The organism is Bacteroides sp. RCH18 (genome assembly GCF_058231005.1).
This window is the reverse complement of record NZ_JBIPTC010000002.1, coordinates 1,554,543-1,569,331: the sequence shown is the minus strand read 5'-3', so window position 1 is coordinate 1,569,331 and position 14,789 is coordinate 1,554,543. Positions and strand designations below refer to the sequence as shown.

14 protein-coding genes are annotated in these 14,789 nt (G+C 40.3%); 4 read left to right on the top strand and 10 right to left on the bottom strand.

Annotation, left to right across the window (positions count from 1 at the left end):
• Nucleotides 1–18: 18 nt before the first annotated feature.
• The 6 genes from ACHLI0_RS21425 to ACHLI0_RS21400 all read right to left on the bottom strand — a co-directional run bounded on the left by ACHLI0_RS21425 (nucleotide 19) and on the right by ACHLI0_RS21400 (nucleotide 7,109).
• Entirely contained in the window at nucleotides 19–1,392 is a 1,374-nt protein-coding gene (locus ACHLI0_RS21425; RefSeq protein ID WP_007563562.1) for a DUF3987 domain-containing protein, read from the bottom strand.
• Nucleotides 1,392–1,751 carry a helix-turn-helix domain-containing protein gene (locus ACHLI0_RS21420; RefSeq protein WP_032945184.1) on the bottom strand — a complete coding sequence of 120 codons (360 nt, stop codon included), beginning with the start codon at nucleotides 1,749–1,751 and terminating at the stop codon, nucleotides 1,392–1,394. The genes ACHLI0_RS21425 and ACHLI0_RS21420 overlap by 1 nt, the downstream gene beginning before the upstream one ends.
• 286 nt (nucleotides 1,752–2,037) lie before the next feature.
• On the bottom strand, nucleotides 2,038–3,294 hold the full coding sequence (locus ACHLI0_RS21415; protein ID WP_196053121.1) for a site-specific integrase: 1,257 nt from the start codon (nucleotides 3,292–3,294) through the stop codon (nucleotides 2,038–2,040).
• Nucleotides 3,291–3,851, bottom strand: coding sequence for a helix-turn-helix transcriptional regulator (locus ACHLI0_RS21410; protein ID WP_009038133.1), 561 nt, complete (start codon nucleotides 3,849–3,851; stop codon nucleotides 3,291–3,293). The genes ACHLI0_RS21415 and ACHLI0_RS21410 overlap by 4 nt, the downstream gene beginning before the upstream one ends.
• A 216-nt stretch (nucleotides 3,852–4,067) precedes the next feature.
• Complete coding sequence (dnaK, locus tag ACHLI0_RS21405; RefSeq protein ID WP_234118823.1) at nucleotides 4,068–5,984, bottom strand: molecular chaperone DnaK; 1,917 nt, start codon at nucleotides 5,982–5,984, stop codon at nucleotides 4,068–4,070.
• Nucleotides 5,985–6,320: 336 nt separating this feature from the next.
• A complete protein-coding gene (locus ACHLI0_RS21400) occupies nucleotides 6,321–7,109 on the bottom strand; it encodes an META domain-containing protein (protein WP_234118825.1) in 789 nt (262 codons plus the stop codon).
• Between the two features lie 145 nt (nucleotides 7,110–7,254).
• On the opposite strand from ACHLI0_RS21400, the gene ACHLI0_RS21395 reads away from it, so the two are divergent.
• The 4 genes from ACHLI0_RS21395 to recA all read left to right on the top strand — a co-directional run bounded on the left by ACHLI0_RS21395 (nucleotide 7,255) and on the right by recA (nucleotide 11,365).
• Nucleotides 7,255–8,538, top strand: coding sequence for a hypothetical protein (locus tag ACHLI0_RS21395; RefSeq protein ID WP_234118827.1), 1,284 nt, complete (start codon nucleotides 7,255–7,257; stop codon nucleotides 8,536–8,538).
• 105 nt (nucleotides 8,539–8,643) lie between these two features.
• Nucleotides 8,644–9,837: a saccharopine dehydrogenase family protein gene (locus ACHLI0_RS21390; protein ID WP_008764762.1), complete on the top strand. Its 1,194-nt coding sequence runs from the start codon at nucleotides 8,644–8,646 to the stop codon at nucleotides 9,835–9,837.
• Between the two features lie 13 nt (nucleotides 9,838–9,850).
• Nucleotides 9,851–10,306 carry a thioredoxin-dependent thiol peroxidase gene (gene bcp / locus ACHLI0_RS21385; RefSeq protein ID WP_490749997.1) on the top strand — a complete coding sequence of 152 codons (456 nt, stop codon included), beginning with the start codon at nucleotides 9,851–9,853 and terminating at the stop codon, nucleotides 10,304–10,306.
• A gap of 24 nt (nucleotides 10,307–10,330) precedes the next feature.
• The gene (recA, locus tag ACHLI0_RS21380) at nucleotides 10,331–11,365 is read left to right on the top strand and encodes a recombinase RecA (RefSeq protein WP_490749996.1); all 1,035 of its coding nucleotides are present in this window, start codon (nucleotides 10,331–10,333) and stop codon (nucleotides 11,363–11,365) included.
• A gap of 144 nt (nucleotides 11,366–11,509) precedes the next feature.
• Here recA and ACHLI0_RS21375 read toward each other — a convergent pair whose 3' ends face one another.
• The 4 genes from ACHLI0_RS21375 to ACHLI0_RS21360 form a co-directional block, all read right to left on the bottom strand.
• Nucleotides 11,510–12,502, bottom strand: a complete 993-nt coding sequence (locus tag ACHLI0_RS21375; protein WP_225693970.1) for a YeiH family protein — start codon at nucleotides 12,500–12,502, stop codon at nucleotides 11,510–11,512.
• Nucleotides 12,503–12,619: 117 nt separating this feature from the next.
• Nucleotides 12,620–12,994, bottom strand: coding sequence for a YccF domain-containing protein (locus ACHLI0_RS21370; RefSeq protein WP_490749995.1), 375 nt, complete (start codon nucleotides 12,992–12,994; stop codon nucleotides 12,620–12,622).
• A gap of 11 nt (nucleotides 12,995–13,005) precedes the next feature.
• Nucleotides 13,006–13,428, bottom strand: coding sequence for a DUF1810 domain-containing protein (locus ACHLI0_RS21365; protein WP_490749994.1), 423 nt, complete (start codon nucleotides 13,426–13,428; stop codon nucleotides 13,006–13,008).
• Between the two features lie 165 nt (nucleotides 13,429–13,593).
• Nucleotides 13,594–14,778, bottom strand: coding sequence for a DUF4988 domain-containing protein (locus ACHLI0_RS21360; RefSeq protein WP_490749993.1), 1,185 nt, complete (start codon nucleotides 14,776–14,778; stop codon nucleotides 13,594–13,596).
• Nucleotides 14,779–14,789 lie beyond the last annotated feature (11 nt).

Sequence of the window (14,789 nt, the reverse complement as noted above, 5' to 3'; positions counted from 1 at the left end):
AACTGCAAAAGGTGTCGTTTATTGCAGCTTCTCATATTCACCTCGCTTTACTTTCTTGATAACCTTATTCGTAGCAAGGCTAACCAAAGAATACATTACCGACCTTTCCGACAACCCTACTTCTTTTCCGGCTTGAATGGCATCGGCAGTAGTGAAAGTTGCGGAAAGGCAATCAAGCAATTCTCTTTTTTGCGGTTCAACGCTCTCTCGCAACATATATTTCTGAATGTTGGTATAACAGTTCTCAAAGTATTCACTCAATGCAATAGCAGATTTGGTTGAGTCAATATCCACAAAATCCTTGTGTTCTTCACCGCAAGCCCAACGAAGGATTTGCAAGACTAAAGCTAAACGAGCCGTAATCATGGGAGCTTTAATCACTCTGCTATCCACCAATCCATCATCTTGGATTTGATTAACAGCCCGAACTGCATTATTGCGCCAGTTTGTAAAATAGGCTTTGGCTTCCGAAGAAAATTCCAATACATTATGTATGGCTCTGTCATCTTCATTCTCTATAAATGGCAAACTAATTACCTTATTTATAATAGAATCCCACATTGATGAGTATTTACCAAAAGTTGATACGGAAGATTCTTCATCCAGCCCCCAATCTGAAATTTCCTGAGACGATGGATAAACAAAAATTATTCTGTCTATCAGCCCATTGTCTTTATATCCTTTCTCTATCAGTTCGTGCATACGTGTCGTTTGCATCGTGCCGACAATATTTATAAAAGGATGCTCTATATGAATAGGTACAGGGATGCTACATCTTGAAATATCCAATGGTTTTCCGCTAAAGGCTGTCAATAGCTGCTCAATGAGTTGTCCTTTGCTATATTGATTCACGGCATTAAACATTCCCATAATTTCATCCACATATACCACGACACCTCGCTGATTGTCATCCAACGCACGCATTAAAGCTTCCGGTGTAAAATCGGATATGATGGTTCTTCGTAAAATTGGTTTGTCCGGCAATGAAGAGGACTTGTCTTTTTTAGCCTTATTGTTTTCAACCAAGCTATTATAATGCTCCATATCCAATTTAAATTGTTTGATGATTTTGGCATCATGCTTTCGGATAGGACGGAATGCAAAATCCAAAGGTGGGGTTTTGCCCATTCCGGGACGACCTACCAATATCATATAAAGGGCAGGATTACTAATCCATCCACCACGAATACGAATATTGACAGCGTTGCCGATAGCGGTTGACACTGCAACCAAAAGAGAAGCCATCATATATTCTATGGAATAATTCTCTTGTCGGGATAGAGCCAATATCATATCTTGAATTTTGGCAGGAAAAGCATCCAAAGGAATCTTGTTTTCAAAGATTCCTTCAAATTCCATTCTGAGCGCATTGCATAAATTGGTTGAATCCATTAGAATTTGGTATTTCTTTTTGACTTTATGAATTGGGCGGCTTCATCTTCCAAGTTTTTATCAGATTTGATTTTGCCGGCATGGAGCCATTCGTCAATTTCCGATTTTAGAAACATGATACGCTTCCCTCTTTTGTGGAATGGGATTAGATGACAACTCGTCCAGCCATATACAGTTTGCTCTGCCGGGTGACTGGGAATATAATCACACAATTCCTTAAGGTTCATCCATTGTTCGGTTGGAACGCTTTGATTCTGATTGTTTAATCCATCTATTTTAGAATCCAGCTCATTCAATTTATCCATCAACCACGACATTGCTTTGGGTAAATCTTCAAATGTAATGTTCTTCTCACTCATATTGCTACTTGTTTTTTGATTTTTCGGCAAAATAACAGCGATTACGCATACTGATTTCATAGTGTAATACATCACATAAACAAGCAGTAACGAAACATAATCATCATAAGGATTACCCATTGATTATCAACATGAATAGTGGAGAATTCAGCAGTAGATTTTTATGATAATGTCTTCAATCATAAAGGAATCATAAGATGGTCTGAAGAAAAGACCATAGATAAAAACAAAAAGCCACCCACGCAGATTTTACGCAGATGGCTATACTTACAAAGTATAATAATGGTTATTTTGTTTGAGATAAATCCAATTTAATAGTTTCTGTAGCTTTCTCTTTCTTTTCATCAACAACCTTTGCATACACCTGTGTTGTTCGCACATTTGTATGTCCCAACATTTTGCTGACCGTATAAATATCAGTTCCTCCAGCCAGTTGCAGGGTTGCGTAGCTGTGCCTAAAACAATGGAAGGTAATGTGTTTGGTGATTCCGGCAGCTTCAACCCACTTTTTGACAGGACGGTTTATCCAAGAAGGGTCAGGAAGTCCGGCAAAAACCAAAAGTTCACCCTCTTTTGGCTCTCCACAGAGATTATATGCTTGCTCTGATATAGGCATATATTCAACTCCTTTTGTCTTTTGCTGAGTAAAATTCAACCGATAGCCTCCATTGAACATTTCCACTTCCGACCACTTCAACTTCTGAATGTCGCAATGACGGATTCCTGTTAAAGCAGAGAACAAGGCAGCACGTTTCAGTAATGGGTCACAAGGTGTTTGAGCCAGTCGGTTCAATTCCTCTACCGTGAGATATTCTCTCCGGCTTTCCCTTTCTTGAATGCCTTTGACTTTTGCAGAAATATCAATAGTCAGATATCCGTCTATAAAAGCCTGTTTCAATCCGGCTTTGAAGATAGAGAAATAGGTTGCTGCTGTATTTTGAGAAATCGTACCTCGTTTAGTGCCTCCTTGTGGGGCATTCATTATGAATTGCCGGAACGATTCAACCATCTTTAAGTCTATTTGCGAAAAGAGAATGGTGTCACCTTTTGCGAAAATCTTCAATAATTCATGCACTCTCCTCCAGTTGACAATGATAGAATCAGAGCTATGGGCATGCCTTGTTCGCTGCACATGGTCGAAGTACTCAATGAAATTACTTCGGGAGCGTTCCAACTGCTCCGCCTGTTCTGCATCGGTATCGGCATATAAAGCTGCATTGTCGTATTCCTTTTGTCGTAGGCTTCTGACCTTGTCGGCATAGATACATGATTCCTGGTCTAATTGCGACTTACATTGAATGACACCGTTCAAATCTCGCTTCGGCTTATAAGTGGTTTTGCCTTCGGCATTAGTCCTTGCATTGCGTGACTTATCCCAAATAGGTGTTGTAATGGTACGATTGAGATATTCACGCACTCTTTGTGGCGTATCTTTTCCGGATTGAAATACAGGATAAGATTCCACATAAAGATACCATTCATCACGATATTCAGATTTGCGGAGCTTTACCGACACTCGTGTATTGACTAATGCTTTCTTCATCGCTTCACACCTTTATATAAGTTATCAATTTCTTTCTTGGGTACATACACAAAGTTCCCAATCTGCCGGGTAGGGATAGAGTATTTGCGTATGTGGAGATAAACTGTACTTTCATTCACAAGAAACTTCTCTGTGATTTCTCCAATGGTATAACAATCTTTCGGCTCCAGACTATATAGTTTGGCAACAGGTTTCGGCTTTGTGAGAGCTTTCTTGCGTGGAGGATAGAGTTTCATCAGTTCTGCTTTTGATAGTAATGTCTGTCTTTCTCCTGCATTTACACTGGGGATTGTACCCTTACGAATCAAACGATAAAGAGTTTCCTTGCTTATGCCAAACAATGCGTATGCTTCAGGAACCGTGATGTACTCTTTGGACTTGGGTATCTTCTTAACCACTTCGTCCAACCTTTGCAATCTTTGTTCTTCATCCTTGCGTCGCTTCCATGCAATTTTGGAACATTTGGGAGAGCAATACCAAGATTCTATTGTTTTGGCTAAAAACTCTTCTCCACAAATCTGGCACTTCCGTTTTATTTCAAATTTTGCTGCTGGCATAATCTACTTTTTACTTATATTCCTCATTCTCAATACCGGCATTCTTGTAAGTGTCACATTATCTACTTTTAAGTGTCGGTACAATTATGGTACAAATATACGATAAAAATCCGAGAAATAAGCAAAGCCAAAGAAAAGTCTACAAAAAGAAATAGGGCGTAACTTATTGAGTTACACCCTATATTCCTATTTATTGTTATCGTTATTTATCGATACTTACTTCACTTCCTCAAAATCTGCATCCTGAACATTGTCACCATGCTTGCTATTATCCTGACCAGCATTCTGACCTGCATCCATATCAGGACCAGCCTGTGCACCACCCTGAGCTCCGCCTTGAGCGTACATTTCAGCACTTGCAGCTTGGAAAACAGTATTGATTTCTGCCATAGCTGTATCAATAGCAGCTAAATCCTGAGACTTATGAGCATCTTTCAGTTTCTGCAAAGCAGCTTCAATCGGAGCTTTCTTATCAGCAGGCAACTTATCACCCAATTCCTTCAACTGATTTTCTGTCTGGAAAATCACGCTGTCAGCCTGATTCAGTTTATCGATCTTTTCACGTTCTTTCTTGTCTGCTTCTGCATTAGCTTCAGCTTCAGCCTTCATCTTTTCGATTTCTTCCTTGCTCAAACCGCTGGAAGCTTCGATACGGATTGCCTGTTCTTTACCTGTAGCCTTATCCTTAGCAGATACCTTCAAGATACCGTTTGCATCGATATCGAATGTAACCTCAATCTGAGGCACACCACGACGAGCCGGAGCGATACCTGACAAGTTGAACTGACCAATTGACTTATTCTGAGCAGCCATCGGACGTTCTCCCTGCAATACATGAATAGTTACTTCACTCTGATTATCGGCAGCAGTAGAGAAGGTCTCACTCTTACGAGCCGGAATTGTTGTATTAGCATCAATCAATTTCGTCATCACACCACCCAGTGTTTCAATACCCATTGACAACGGAGTAACATCCAACAATACCACACCTTTGATTTCGTCTGTCAAAACAGCACCCTGTACAGCAGCACCAACAGCTACTACTTCATCCGGGTTCACGCCTTTAGAAGGAGTCTTTCCGAAGAAATCTTCTACCAATTTCTGTACGGCAGGGATACGGGAAGAACCACCTACAAGGATTACTTCATCAATATCGGAGTTGCTCAAACCAGCGTCGCTCATTGCTTTCTTACATGGTTCCAGACAAGCCTGAATCAATCCGTGAGCCAATGATTCGAATTTTGCACGAGTCAAAGTCTTCACCAAGTGCTTGGGCACACCGTTTACCGGCATAATGTACGGCAAGTTGATTTCTGTGCTTGTTGAAGAAGAAAGTTCAATCTTAGCCTTTTCAGCAGCTTCTTTCAGACGTTGCAAAGCCATTGGATCCTGAGTCAAATCAGCACCTTCGTCGTTTTTGAATTCCTGTACCAGCCAGTTGATGATTACCTGGTCGAAGTCATCACCACCCAAGTGAGTATCACCGTTAGTAGAAAGAACTTCGAATACACCACCACCGAATTCGAGGATAGAGATATCAAAAGTACCACCACCAAGGTCGAATACAGCAATCTTCATATCTTTGTGAGCCTTGTCCAGACCGTATGCAAGAGCTGCAGCTGTCGGTTCGTTAACAATACGTTTTACTTCCAGACCTGCAATCTGTCCGGCTTCTTTAGTAGCCTGACGTTGAGAATCGGAGAAATATGCAGGAACGGTGATAACAGCTTCTGTAACTTCTTGTCCCAGATAATCTTCAGCAGTCTTCTTCATCTTCTGAAGAATCATTGCAGAGATTTCTTGCGGAGTGTACAGACGACCGTCAATATCTACACGCGGAGTGTTGTTGTCACCTTTCACTACTTTATAAGGAACACGTGTAACCTCTTTCTGCACCTGATCCCAGTTTTCACCCATAAAACGTTTGATAGAGAAGATCGTACGTGTCGGGTTAGTAATAGCCTGACGTTTAGCAGGATCACCTACTTTACGTTCGCCGCCATCTACAAATGCAACCACAGAAGGAGTTGTACGCTTACCTTCACTGTTTGCAATTACTACAGGTTCGTTGCCCTCAAATACGGCAACACAAGAGTTTGTTGTTCCTAAGTCAATACCAATAATTTTTCCCATGATCGTTATTCTTTTTATTTATTATTATTCAATTTCTTTTTGTCCGGTTGTTTTCTTTCTCTTTGTAAGGGCTTTCAAACGGACGCTGATTAAAAAACAAACCATGTGCCAAAAAGAAATCAGACGAATACGTGACATATTTTCTGCCAAAACGACAGTTTTAAATCGAAATGACTGCTGTCAAGTCACATAGAAGCCAGACAGCTATCGACTCATTAAACAAATGGAAACAGCTCTGGTTCAATAAAGCAAAAGAATAGATCATAAAGGAATAAAAAATATGCCTGTATCGTTATGTGCGACACAGGCATACCTATTTAATATAATACGTATATCTTACTTTTCAAGTACAATCACCAACGCATTATTTGCGTCATACAAACCGATTCCACCACCGGAAAGTTTATCGAACGACTTCACTTCATTCATTGCTTTCAGAATCTTACCTTCCACTTCCATATCAGGGCAAGCCATCATTGTGCTAGCCACCCCAGGGAAAGAGATTGATTTAGTATTAGTAGTGCTAGTTTCAAAACCACCATTAATCAAGTTACATCCGGCATTGCCATGAAGTGTTTTCTTTTTCACATCAAAAGCAATGAAAGGTTGCTTTTCCATTCCCGAAGGAATTGCTTCACCATTCACTTCCTTTATTTTCCATTCTCCGTTCAATACCGATAGTTTCACATCAGCCTCCTTTTTTTCAAGAACTACAACCGGACGATTGGACTCATTGCAAAGAAACATTTTATCCTTACCGGCTTTCTTATAACCTTTCACCTGTGCAAGCGCACCTAACACATTTCTCTCGGTAGTCATGTCCGGACACATCATTCTGGTGCTAGCCATTCCCTTAAGCTCCATGCTGCCTGGCTTGGCATTCACGTCAAAGCTACCCATCATACGGTTACATCCGCTGTTACCGGATACTCTTCCGGTCGCTGTATCAAAAGTAATAAAGGGAAGGGTTCTGCTTTCGCCCGGAGTTACTTTCGAGCCGTTAACTTCTATAATATTCCACTCACCATTGATTGAAGCCAATGGGACTGCCTTCTCAACCGAACGGCATGAAAACATTGCAAGTACTGTGCTGGCAATGCAAATTGAAACGAATACTTTCTTCATTTTGTTATAACGTTTAAGTTAAAATCGGGGGCAAAGATATCAAAAAGATTGGGAAATACCATCTAATGCGATATAAAATACATACATTTGCCATTATCTATAAAACAAACAATAAGATTACATAGTTCATCTAAAGTAAATAAATATGAGAACAATCGTCCTATTTCTAATCCTGCTTGGTTGTGGTACCTCTCATATCACAGCGCAAAATGATTATCTTGTCACTACTATTTCCAATCAGGAAGACCCTCTAAGTGAAGAAGAACAGTTCATAAAAGAGAACTTCCCACTGCAACTTTTATGTAAATGGACACCCGGAATGAAATTCATGTTTATTCCATCCGGACGTGACATGTTCCTCCCTACCCTTTCGGTGTATGAGACAGAAAAAGGGGCAGACAACAGCGTTCTGAAACACAAGATTCTTACTTTCGCCGGATATGAAGAAAAATCTCAAGAACTATCAAATGACATGAGCTATTCCACTCGACTCCTCTTCGAATGTGACGGAGAAAAATATTATTATGAGATTAAAAATACACGTCCGGATGAAATTTGCGAAAAGAATCCCCGTGCCTATATCAACGGATTAGTTAATCTGAAAGACGTAGACACGGCAAAAGAATTGCTGACAGGCAGAAAGATATATGTTCAGTCCGATATGGCACGGGTGGACGACGCCAATAGTTACTCCGGATATCGGGAAGTGTCTATTCCGGTCAACACCGAAGCAACCATTACCGCCATAGGAGTTGGCAGTCAGTCATATCCCGTGAAAATCATATTTCAGGATTCGCAGGGACATTCCTATTATCTGGAAGTAGCTCTTTCCCGCACTAATTCCGGTATGGACGTGAGCGATTTCCAAGCTGAAAAGAAAATGAGATATTTTTCCAACGCCATCAGTTTCAGTAGCAAAAAGTCCGGAAATCTGGAAACCTTGAAAGACAAATATATTGATCTGACCGTCTATCCGAAACGGACATTGGCTGTAAAAAGAGTCTTCAGCCTTGAAAACAAGCAAATGGAAAACCGCATACATTTGCCTCGCTACACTGTTTTGAAAATAAAAGAAATAAAAATCTCCGGTCCGGGAAGTCTGGTTATCCTCTCACTGGAGGATCGGCATGGATCACTTTATGAAACAGAGGTTGACTTGAAATATGACGTTATCGTCAAAAACGAGAATTATATTGAAGACCTTTTCGGATTTGGAGACATCCATCAGAAGTATCCGGCTATCACAGATAAACGTTGGGCAATCATCGCACGGGGTGATTTGGAAGAAGGTATGAACACCGACGAATGTCGTCTGTCAATAGGTGATCCTGTAGAAATACAGTTAAAAAAAGACAGTCGTTTCGAAACTTGGTTCTACAACGGAAAAACGCTGGAATTTGAGAGTGGCATCTTGCAACGTTTCAAATAAAAAGGAGTAGCGACGCGGTGATTATCTGAAAATAATCACGTATATTTGCCAAGCTAACAATTCTAAAATCTTAATTTTTGATTTATAATTTATTAATTAAAAGAAATGGGTAGAGTTCTTATTATCGGTGCAGGCGGTGTTGGTACTGTCGTAGCACACAAAGTGGCACAAAATGCCGATGTATTCACAGACATCATGATTGCCAGCCGTACAAAGGAGAAATGCGATAATATCGTCAAAGCTATAGGCAATCCCAATATAAAAACCGCCAAAGTGGATGCGGATAATGTAGATGAACTGGTAGCTTTATTCAATGACTTTAAGCCGGAAATGGTAATCAACGTTGCTCTTCCTTATCAGGACCTTACCATTATGGAAGCCTGTCTGAAGGCGGGTGTCAACTACCTGGATACAGCCAACTATGAGCCGAAAGATGAAGCTCATTTTGAATACAGCTGGCAATGGGCTTACCACGACCGTTTCAAGGAAGCAGGTCTGACTGCCATTCTTGGTTGCGGTTTCGATCCGGGAGTCAGTGGAATCTACACAGCCTATGCAGCCAAACATTATTTTGACGAAATCCAATATCTGGATATCGTAGACTGTAATGCAGGAAATCATCATAAAGCATTTGCCACCAATTTTAATCCGGAAATCAATATCCGCGAAATTACTCAGAACGGACGTTATTATGAGAATGGTCAATGGGTGACAACCGGTCCGCTGGAAATTCACAAAGATCTGACTTATCCTAATATCGGTCCACGTGATTCCTATCTTCTTTATCATGAAGAACTGGAATCGTTGGTCAAGCATTTCCCGACAATCAAGCGTGCCCGTTTTTGGATGACTTTCGGACAAGAATATCTGACTCACTTACGCGTGATTCAGAATATCGGCATGGCCCGTATCGATGAAGTTGATTATAACGGAACTAAAATCGTACCATTACAATTCTTGAAAGCAGTATTGCCCAATCCACAGGATTTAGGTGAGAACTATGAAGGTGAAACCTCTATCGGTTGCCGTATCCGTGGCATCAAAGACGGAAAAGAACGTACTTACTATGTCTACAACAACTGCAGCCATCAGGAGGCTTACAAGGAAACAGGTATGCAGGGAGTCAGCTACACCACCGGTGTTCCGGCTATGATCGGTGCCATGATGTTCTTCAAAGGCGAATGGCAACGTCCGGGTGTAAACAACGTAGAAGAATTTAATCCGGACCCGTTCATGGAACAGCTCAATAAGCAGGGACTGCCTTGGCATGAAGTGTTTGATAAAGATCTGGAACTATAATAGAACGAGTCGAATGAAGAATATAGGAGATAAAGCACCGGAAGTATTAGGCATCAATGAAAAAGGTGAAGAGATCCGACTGAGTGCTTATAAAGGAAAAAAGATAGTACTGTATTTCTATCCGAAAGACAGCACATCGGGCTGCACGGCACAGGCATGCAGTCTGCGCGACAACTATTCCGAACTGCGTAAAGCCGGTTACGAAGTAATCGGTGTCAGCGTAGACAGCGAGAAGTCGCACCAAAAATTCATCGATAAGAATAATCTTCCTTTTACACTGATAGCCGATACGGACAAAAAGTTAGTAGAAGAATTTGGTGTATGGGGAGAGAAAAAGCTGTATGGACGTGCCTATATGGGCACCTTCCGCACTACTTTCCTGATCAATGAAGAAGGAGTCATAGAACGGATTATCACTCCCAAAGAAGTGAAAACCAAAGAGCATGCCTCACAGATTTTAAATCAATAAATCCATTAATTATAAGAATAAGGTATGGCAAAGAAAGACGAACTTAATTTTGAAACAGATAATAAAATGGCATCAAGCGAAAAACTGAAAGCCTTACAGGCTACCATGGAAAAGATAGAAAAGAACTTCGGTAAAGGTTCTATCATGAAAATGGGTGATAATAGTGTTGAACAAGTGGAAGTGATTCCTACCGGCTCCATTGCTTTAAACGTAGCACTTGGCGTAGGAGGATATCCTAGGGGAAGAATCATCGAAATCTATGGTCCGGAATCATCCGGTAAAACGACTTTGGCTATTCACGCCATTGCCGAAGCACAAAAAACCGGTGGTATCGCCGCTTTTATTGATGCCGAGCATGCCTTCGACCGCTTCTATGCAGCGAAATTAGGCGTGGATGTAGACAATCTCTGGATTTCTCAACCGGACAACGGAGAGCAGGCTTTGGAAATAGCCGAACAGTTAATCCGTTCTTCCGCTATTGATATTATTGTTATTGACTCCGTAGCAGCATTAACTCCGAAAGCAGAAATTGAAGGCGACATGGGTGACAATAAGGTAGGTTTGCAGGCACGTCTGATGTCACAGGCTTTGCGTAAATTGACCGGTACAGTCAGCAAAACACGTACGACTTGTATCTTTATCAACCAGCTCCGTGAAAAGATTGGCGTCATGTTCGGTAATCCGGAAACAACGACAGGTGGTAACGCATTGAAGTTCTACGCTTCTGTACGTATAGATATCCGTGGCAGCCAGCCAATCAAAGATGGTGAAGAAGTTCTTGGTAAACTGACTAAGGTGAAAGTGGTGAAGAACAAAGTAGCACCCCCTTTCCGCAAAGCAGAATTTGACATCATGTTCGGTGAAGGTATTTCTCACTCCGGAGAAATCATCGATTTGGGCGCAGAACTGGGAATCATCAAAAAGAGCGGTTCATGGTATAGCTACAATGACACTAAACTGGGTCAAGGACGTGATGCAGCCAAGGTATGTATCAAAGATAATCCCGAACTTGCTGAAGAATTAGAAGGATTGATCTTCGAAGCCTTGAATAAAGAATAAGTTGTCTCAACCGATTCAACTATAAATAATATAAGCTGTCTCATTCGATGTTTTGAGACAGCTTATTTTTAGCTTAAACATAAGAAATGTCCCCTATCTGAATTGTATTGCGAGGATTCAGATAGGGGACATTTCTTTCACTTTTTACACGAAATAGATATAGGCTAATGTACTTAAACTTATGACCACCCATAACAAAACGCCTTGGATCAAAGGTTTGACACCGACAGATCTTAGAACATCCAAAGAAAGGGAAGCGCCTATAAAAAACATGGTAATAGTCAATGTCTTGCGTGCAATTCCATTGATGGCAGCACCCAACTGTGGCACGCCATTCAGTAAATATGTATTCGCAATCATAGCCAGAATAAAGAAGAAAATAAACCAGGGAATACTTATCTTCTGCCCTTTACTTTTAAATATAAAAGAAGTGGCGAATGCCATTGGTATGATCCAAAGAGCACGGGTCAACTTGATAGTTGTAGCAACCTTCAGTGCTTCTTCACCATAAGCAGCGCCTGCTCCCACCACAGAACTGGTATCATGAATAGCAATGGCAGCCCATGTGCCAAACTGATGTTCGGTCATATCCAAAGCATGTCCGATAGCCGGGAAGATAAAAAGTGCAATAGCATTCAGAATAAAAATCGTTCCCAATGCCACAGACATTTCACTGTCTTTGGCCCTCAGCACCGGCCCTACTGCCGCAATAGCACTACCACCACAGATAGCAGTTCCCGAACTAATCAGATAGGAAGTATTTCTGTCTATCTTGAAGATTTTACGACCAATAAACCAGCCGATGAGCAACGTGCCTACCACAGAAATAACAGTAAACTCCATCCCTTCTTTACCGGATGCCAAAGCCGACTGAAGATTCATACCGAATCCCAATCCTACTACAGAATATTGCAGCAAATATTTAGATGTCTTTTTATTAAATTTGGGATGTGCCTGTCCGCAGGTTAATGCGAAAATAAGTCCGAGAAACAAAGCTACCGGAGGAGTCACCCATGCGGACCATGCTTGTAAACCAGGAATATAATCTAAAAATAAGAAAAAAGTTAAAGTAGAAAGTATTGCAACGTAAATTGTCTTGTTGTTGGTTTGCAACGTTTTTGTAGCGGTTGAAATCATTTTTTTATCTTTTTATAATTTTGCGGGTGCAAAGGTACGGCAAACAATCAAGACAAACCAATTGTTTCTAATTATGTATTATAACTTTTTGTTATAGTCACTTCTCTTATTGTTACATTATGCTCCTACGATGTCCTTTCCAAATGGTGATAATGCTAACGCAGCCAACTTAAAGTGCTGCAAACCAAAGGGTATCCCAATGATGGTGATACATAGGACAGCTCCAAAAACCAGATGTGACAAACAAATCCAAATACCACCCCAAAATATCCATAAAACATTCATCAGTATATAAAGGCATCCGCTTGAACGCCCACCACTCCTTACTTCTTTTCCAAAAGGCCACAAAGCAAGTCCTGCCAACTTCAATGTTTGCATACCGAAAGGTATACCTACAATTGTAAGCATCATCAATATACTTGAGATTAAGTACTCCACTGCCGTAAAAATACCGCCAAGTAATAACCATAACAAATTCATTAAACAGCCCATAAGTATCAGTTCTAATATTTATTTAGTATTTTCTTTGTTGTCTCATCCGGCCTGCCTTGAAAATACAGATCAATTACCTTCTGAAATAAATCATCAGAAGCAACTTCATTAAAAAGTGTCATACACGACAGCACTTTCATTGCGTCCAATCCTCCGAATACATCTACCGCAGTCTTACCTTTCAGTTGCAAAAATACTGTTGTTATTTCACGGAGTCTCACTCCCAAAATGGGATGAGCAAGATATGCTTCGGCCTCCTCTTTACCACAAATTCCATAATACTGAGAATTATAGCTCATCCCCAGTCCTTTTAACTGAGGAAATATGTACCAAATCCAATGAGAATATTTTTTCCCATTTTTCACTTCTGCAAGTGCTTGGTTATAAACACCTTGCTGGGCATCTAGAAAACGCTGTAATTTATAATCTACCATATATATCTTCTCATACCACGTTCTTGATGTATACAAAGATATGTGTATTTTGCATATAATTGATAGATTATTCTAAAAAAGAACACGAATCAATCCTTTAGCAATCTAAAGATATCTTTGGATTACTAAAGGATTAATGGAAGAAATGTAATTCTGAAATAAAAATTACTCTTTAACAGGTCTAATTGCCATTTTAATCATACTTGCATTCCAACTAGCATTATAATAATAACTTGTAGAATTATAATAGAAAACATAGCCAAAACGTCCATAAGTATCACCGTAAGATTCTCCAACCCAATAATAACCACTATTCTCGTCCACTAGCTGTGTAGCTCCTGCTGGTCCACTTGCCGGAAGCATATAACCCGTAGAGGGTAAAAAGATGCTATTTCCGTTACTACCTGTTACTTTCATACCACTGACTCCGTTTATTGTTGCTCTTGTCCATGTACATTTCTTAATCAAATCTATTTGCTCAGCCTTATTGGGCAATCTCCATGAGCCTCCCCACATTGCACGTGCTATGTCATATTTGCTTCCACAGATATTATCAATATTAGGAGCCTGATAATCAGGCATAACTCCTACATTATCAACATCTCCCCATAGAAAATAGCCACCTTTCTCCGAAGATGTCATTGCTCCCAAATTAAATGAAGCCCACCTCACACTAAGTCCTAAATTTACAGCTTTATAAAGTGATTGTTCTCCCAAAGGAATAACTATTTCTGTTCCCTCTTTGAGTATTAATCTGAGTTCATCTTCCGTTGCCTCTACAGATTCAAAAAATGAATCACCATCCATTCCAGAAGCTTTAACTGCCTTCCCGTATTCGTCAAGCAATTTGGAATAAGTATAACCTTTATCATAGCTTATGATCCAATATCCATCAGAGTCTACTTTCAATAGTGGCGTGATAGCATCCGTTCCTGACGCAGGAATCTTGTTTCCATCACTATCATTAAGCCATGTTGTTTCACCATTAATAGTTTGCACCCAATAGTATTTGCCATTATAATAACGAACATTGATCACTGGAGCATCCTTTCCATCAACTCCATCTTTTCCATCTGAAACCGTGATATGAGAACCATCTGAAAATGTGAGTGTATAGCCATCTCCCAATGTAGTAACATTAGTTAGATATAACCTATTTTGAAGTCCCCCTACTAAAGCACTAATTGATGTAATATCATTATTCAATGCTTTCAATCGGTTCTCAATAGAGGTCACTCTGTCATCTAAAGAATTAACTCTATCCCATAATTCACCATCGTCGTATTTGCTACATGCAGTTACGCACATTAATAATAACACTAATTGACAAGTAATTCCAAATGCTTTCATATCTTTATTTT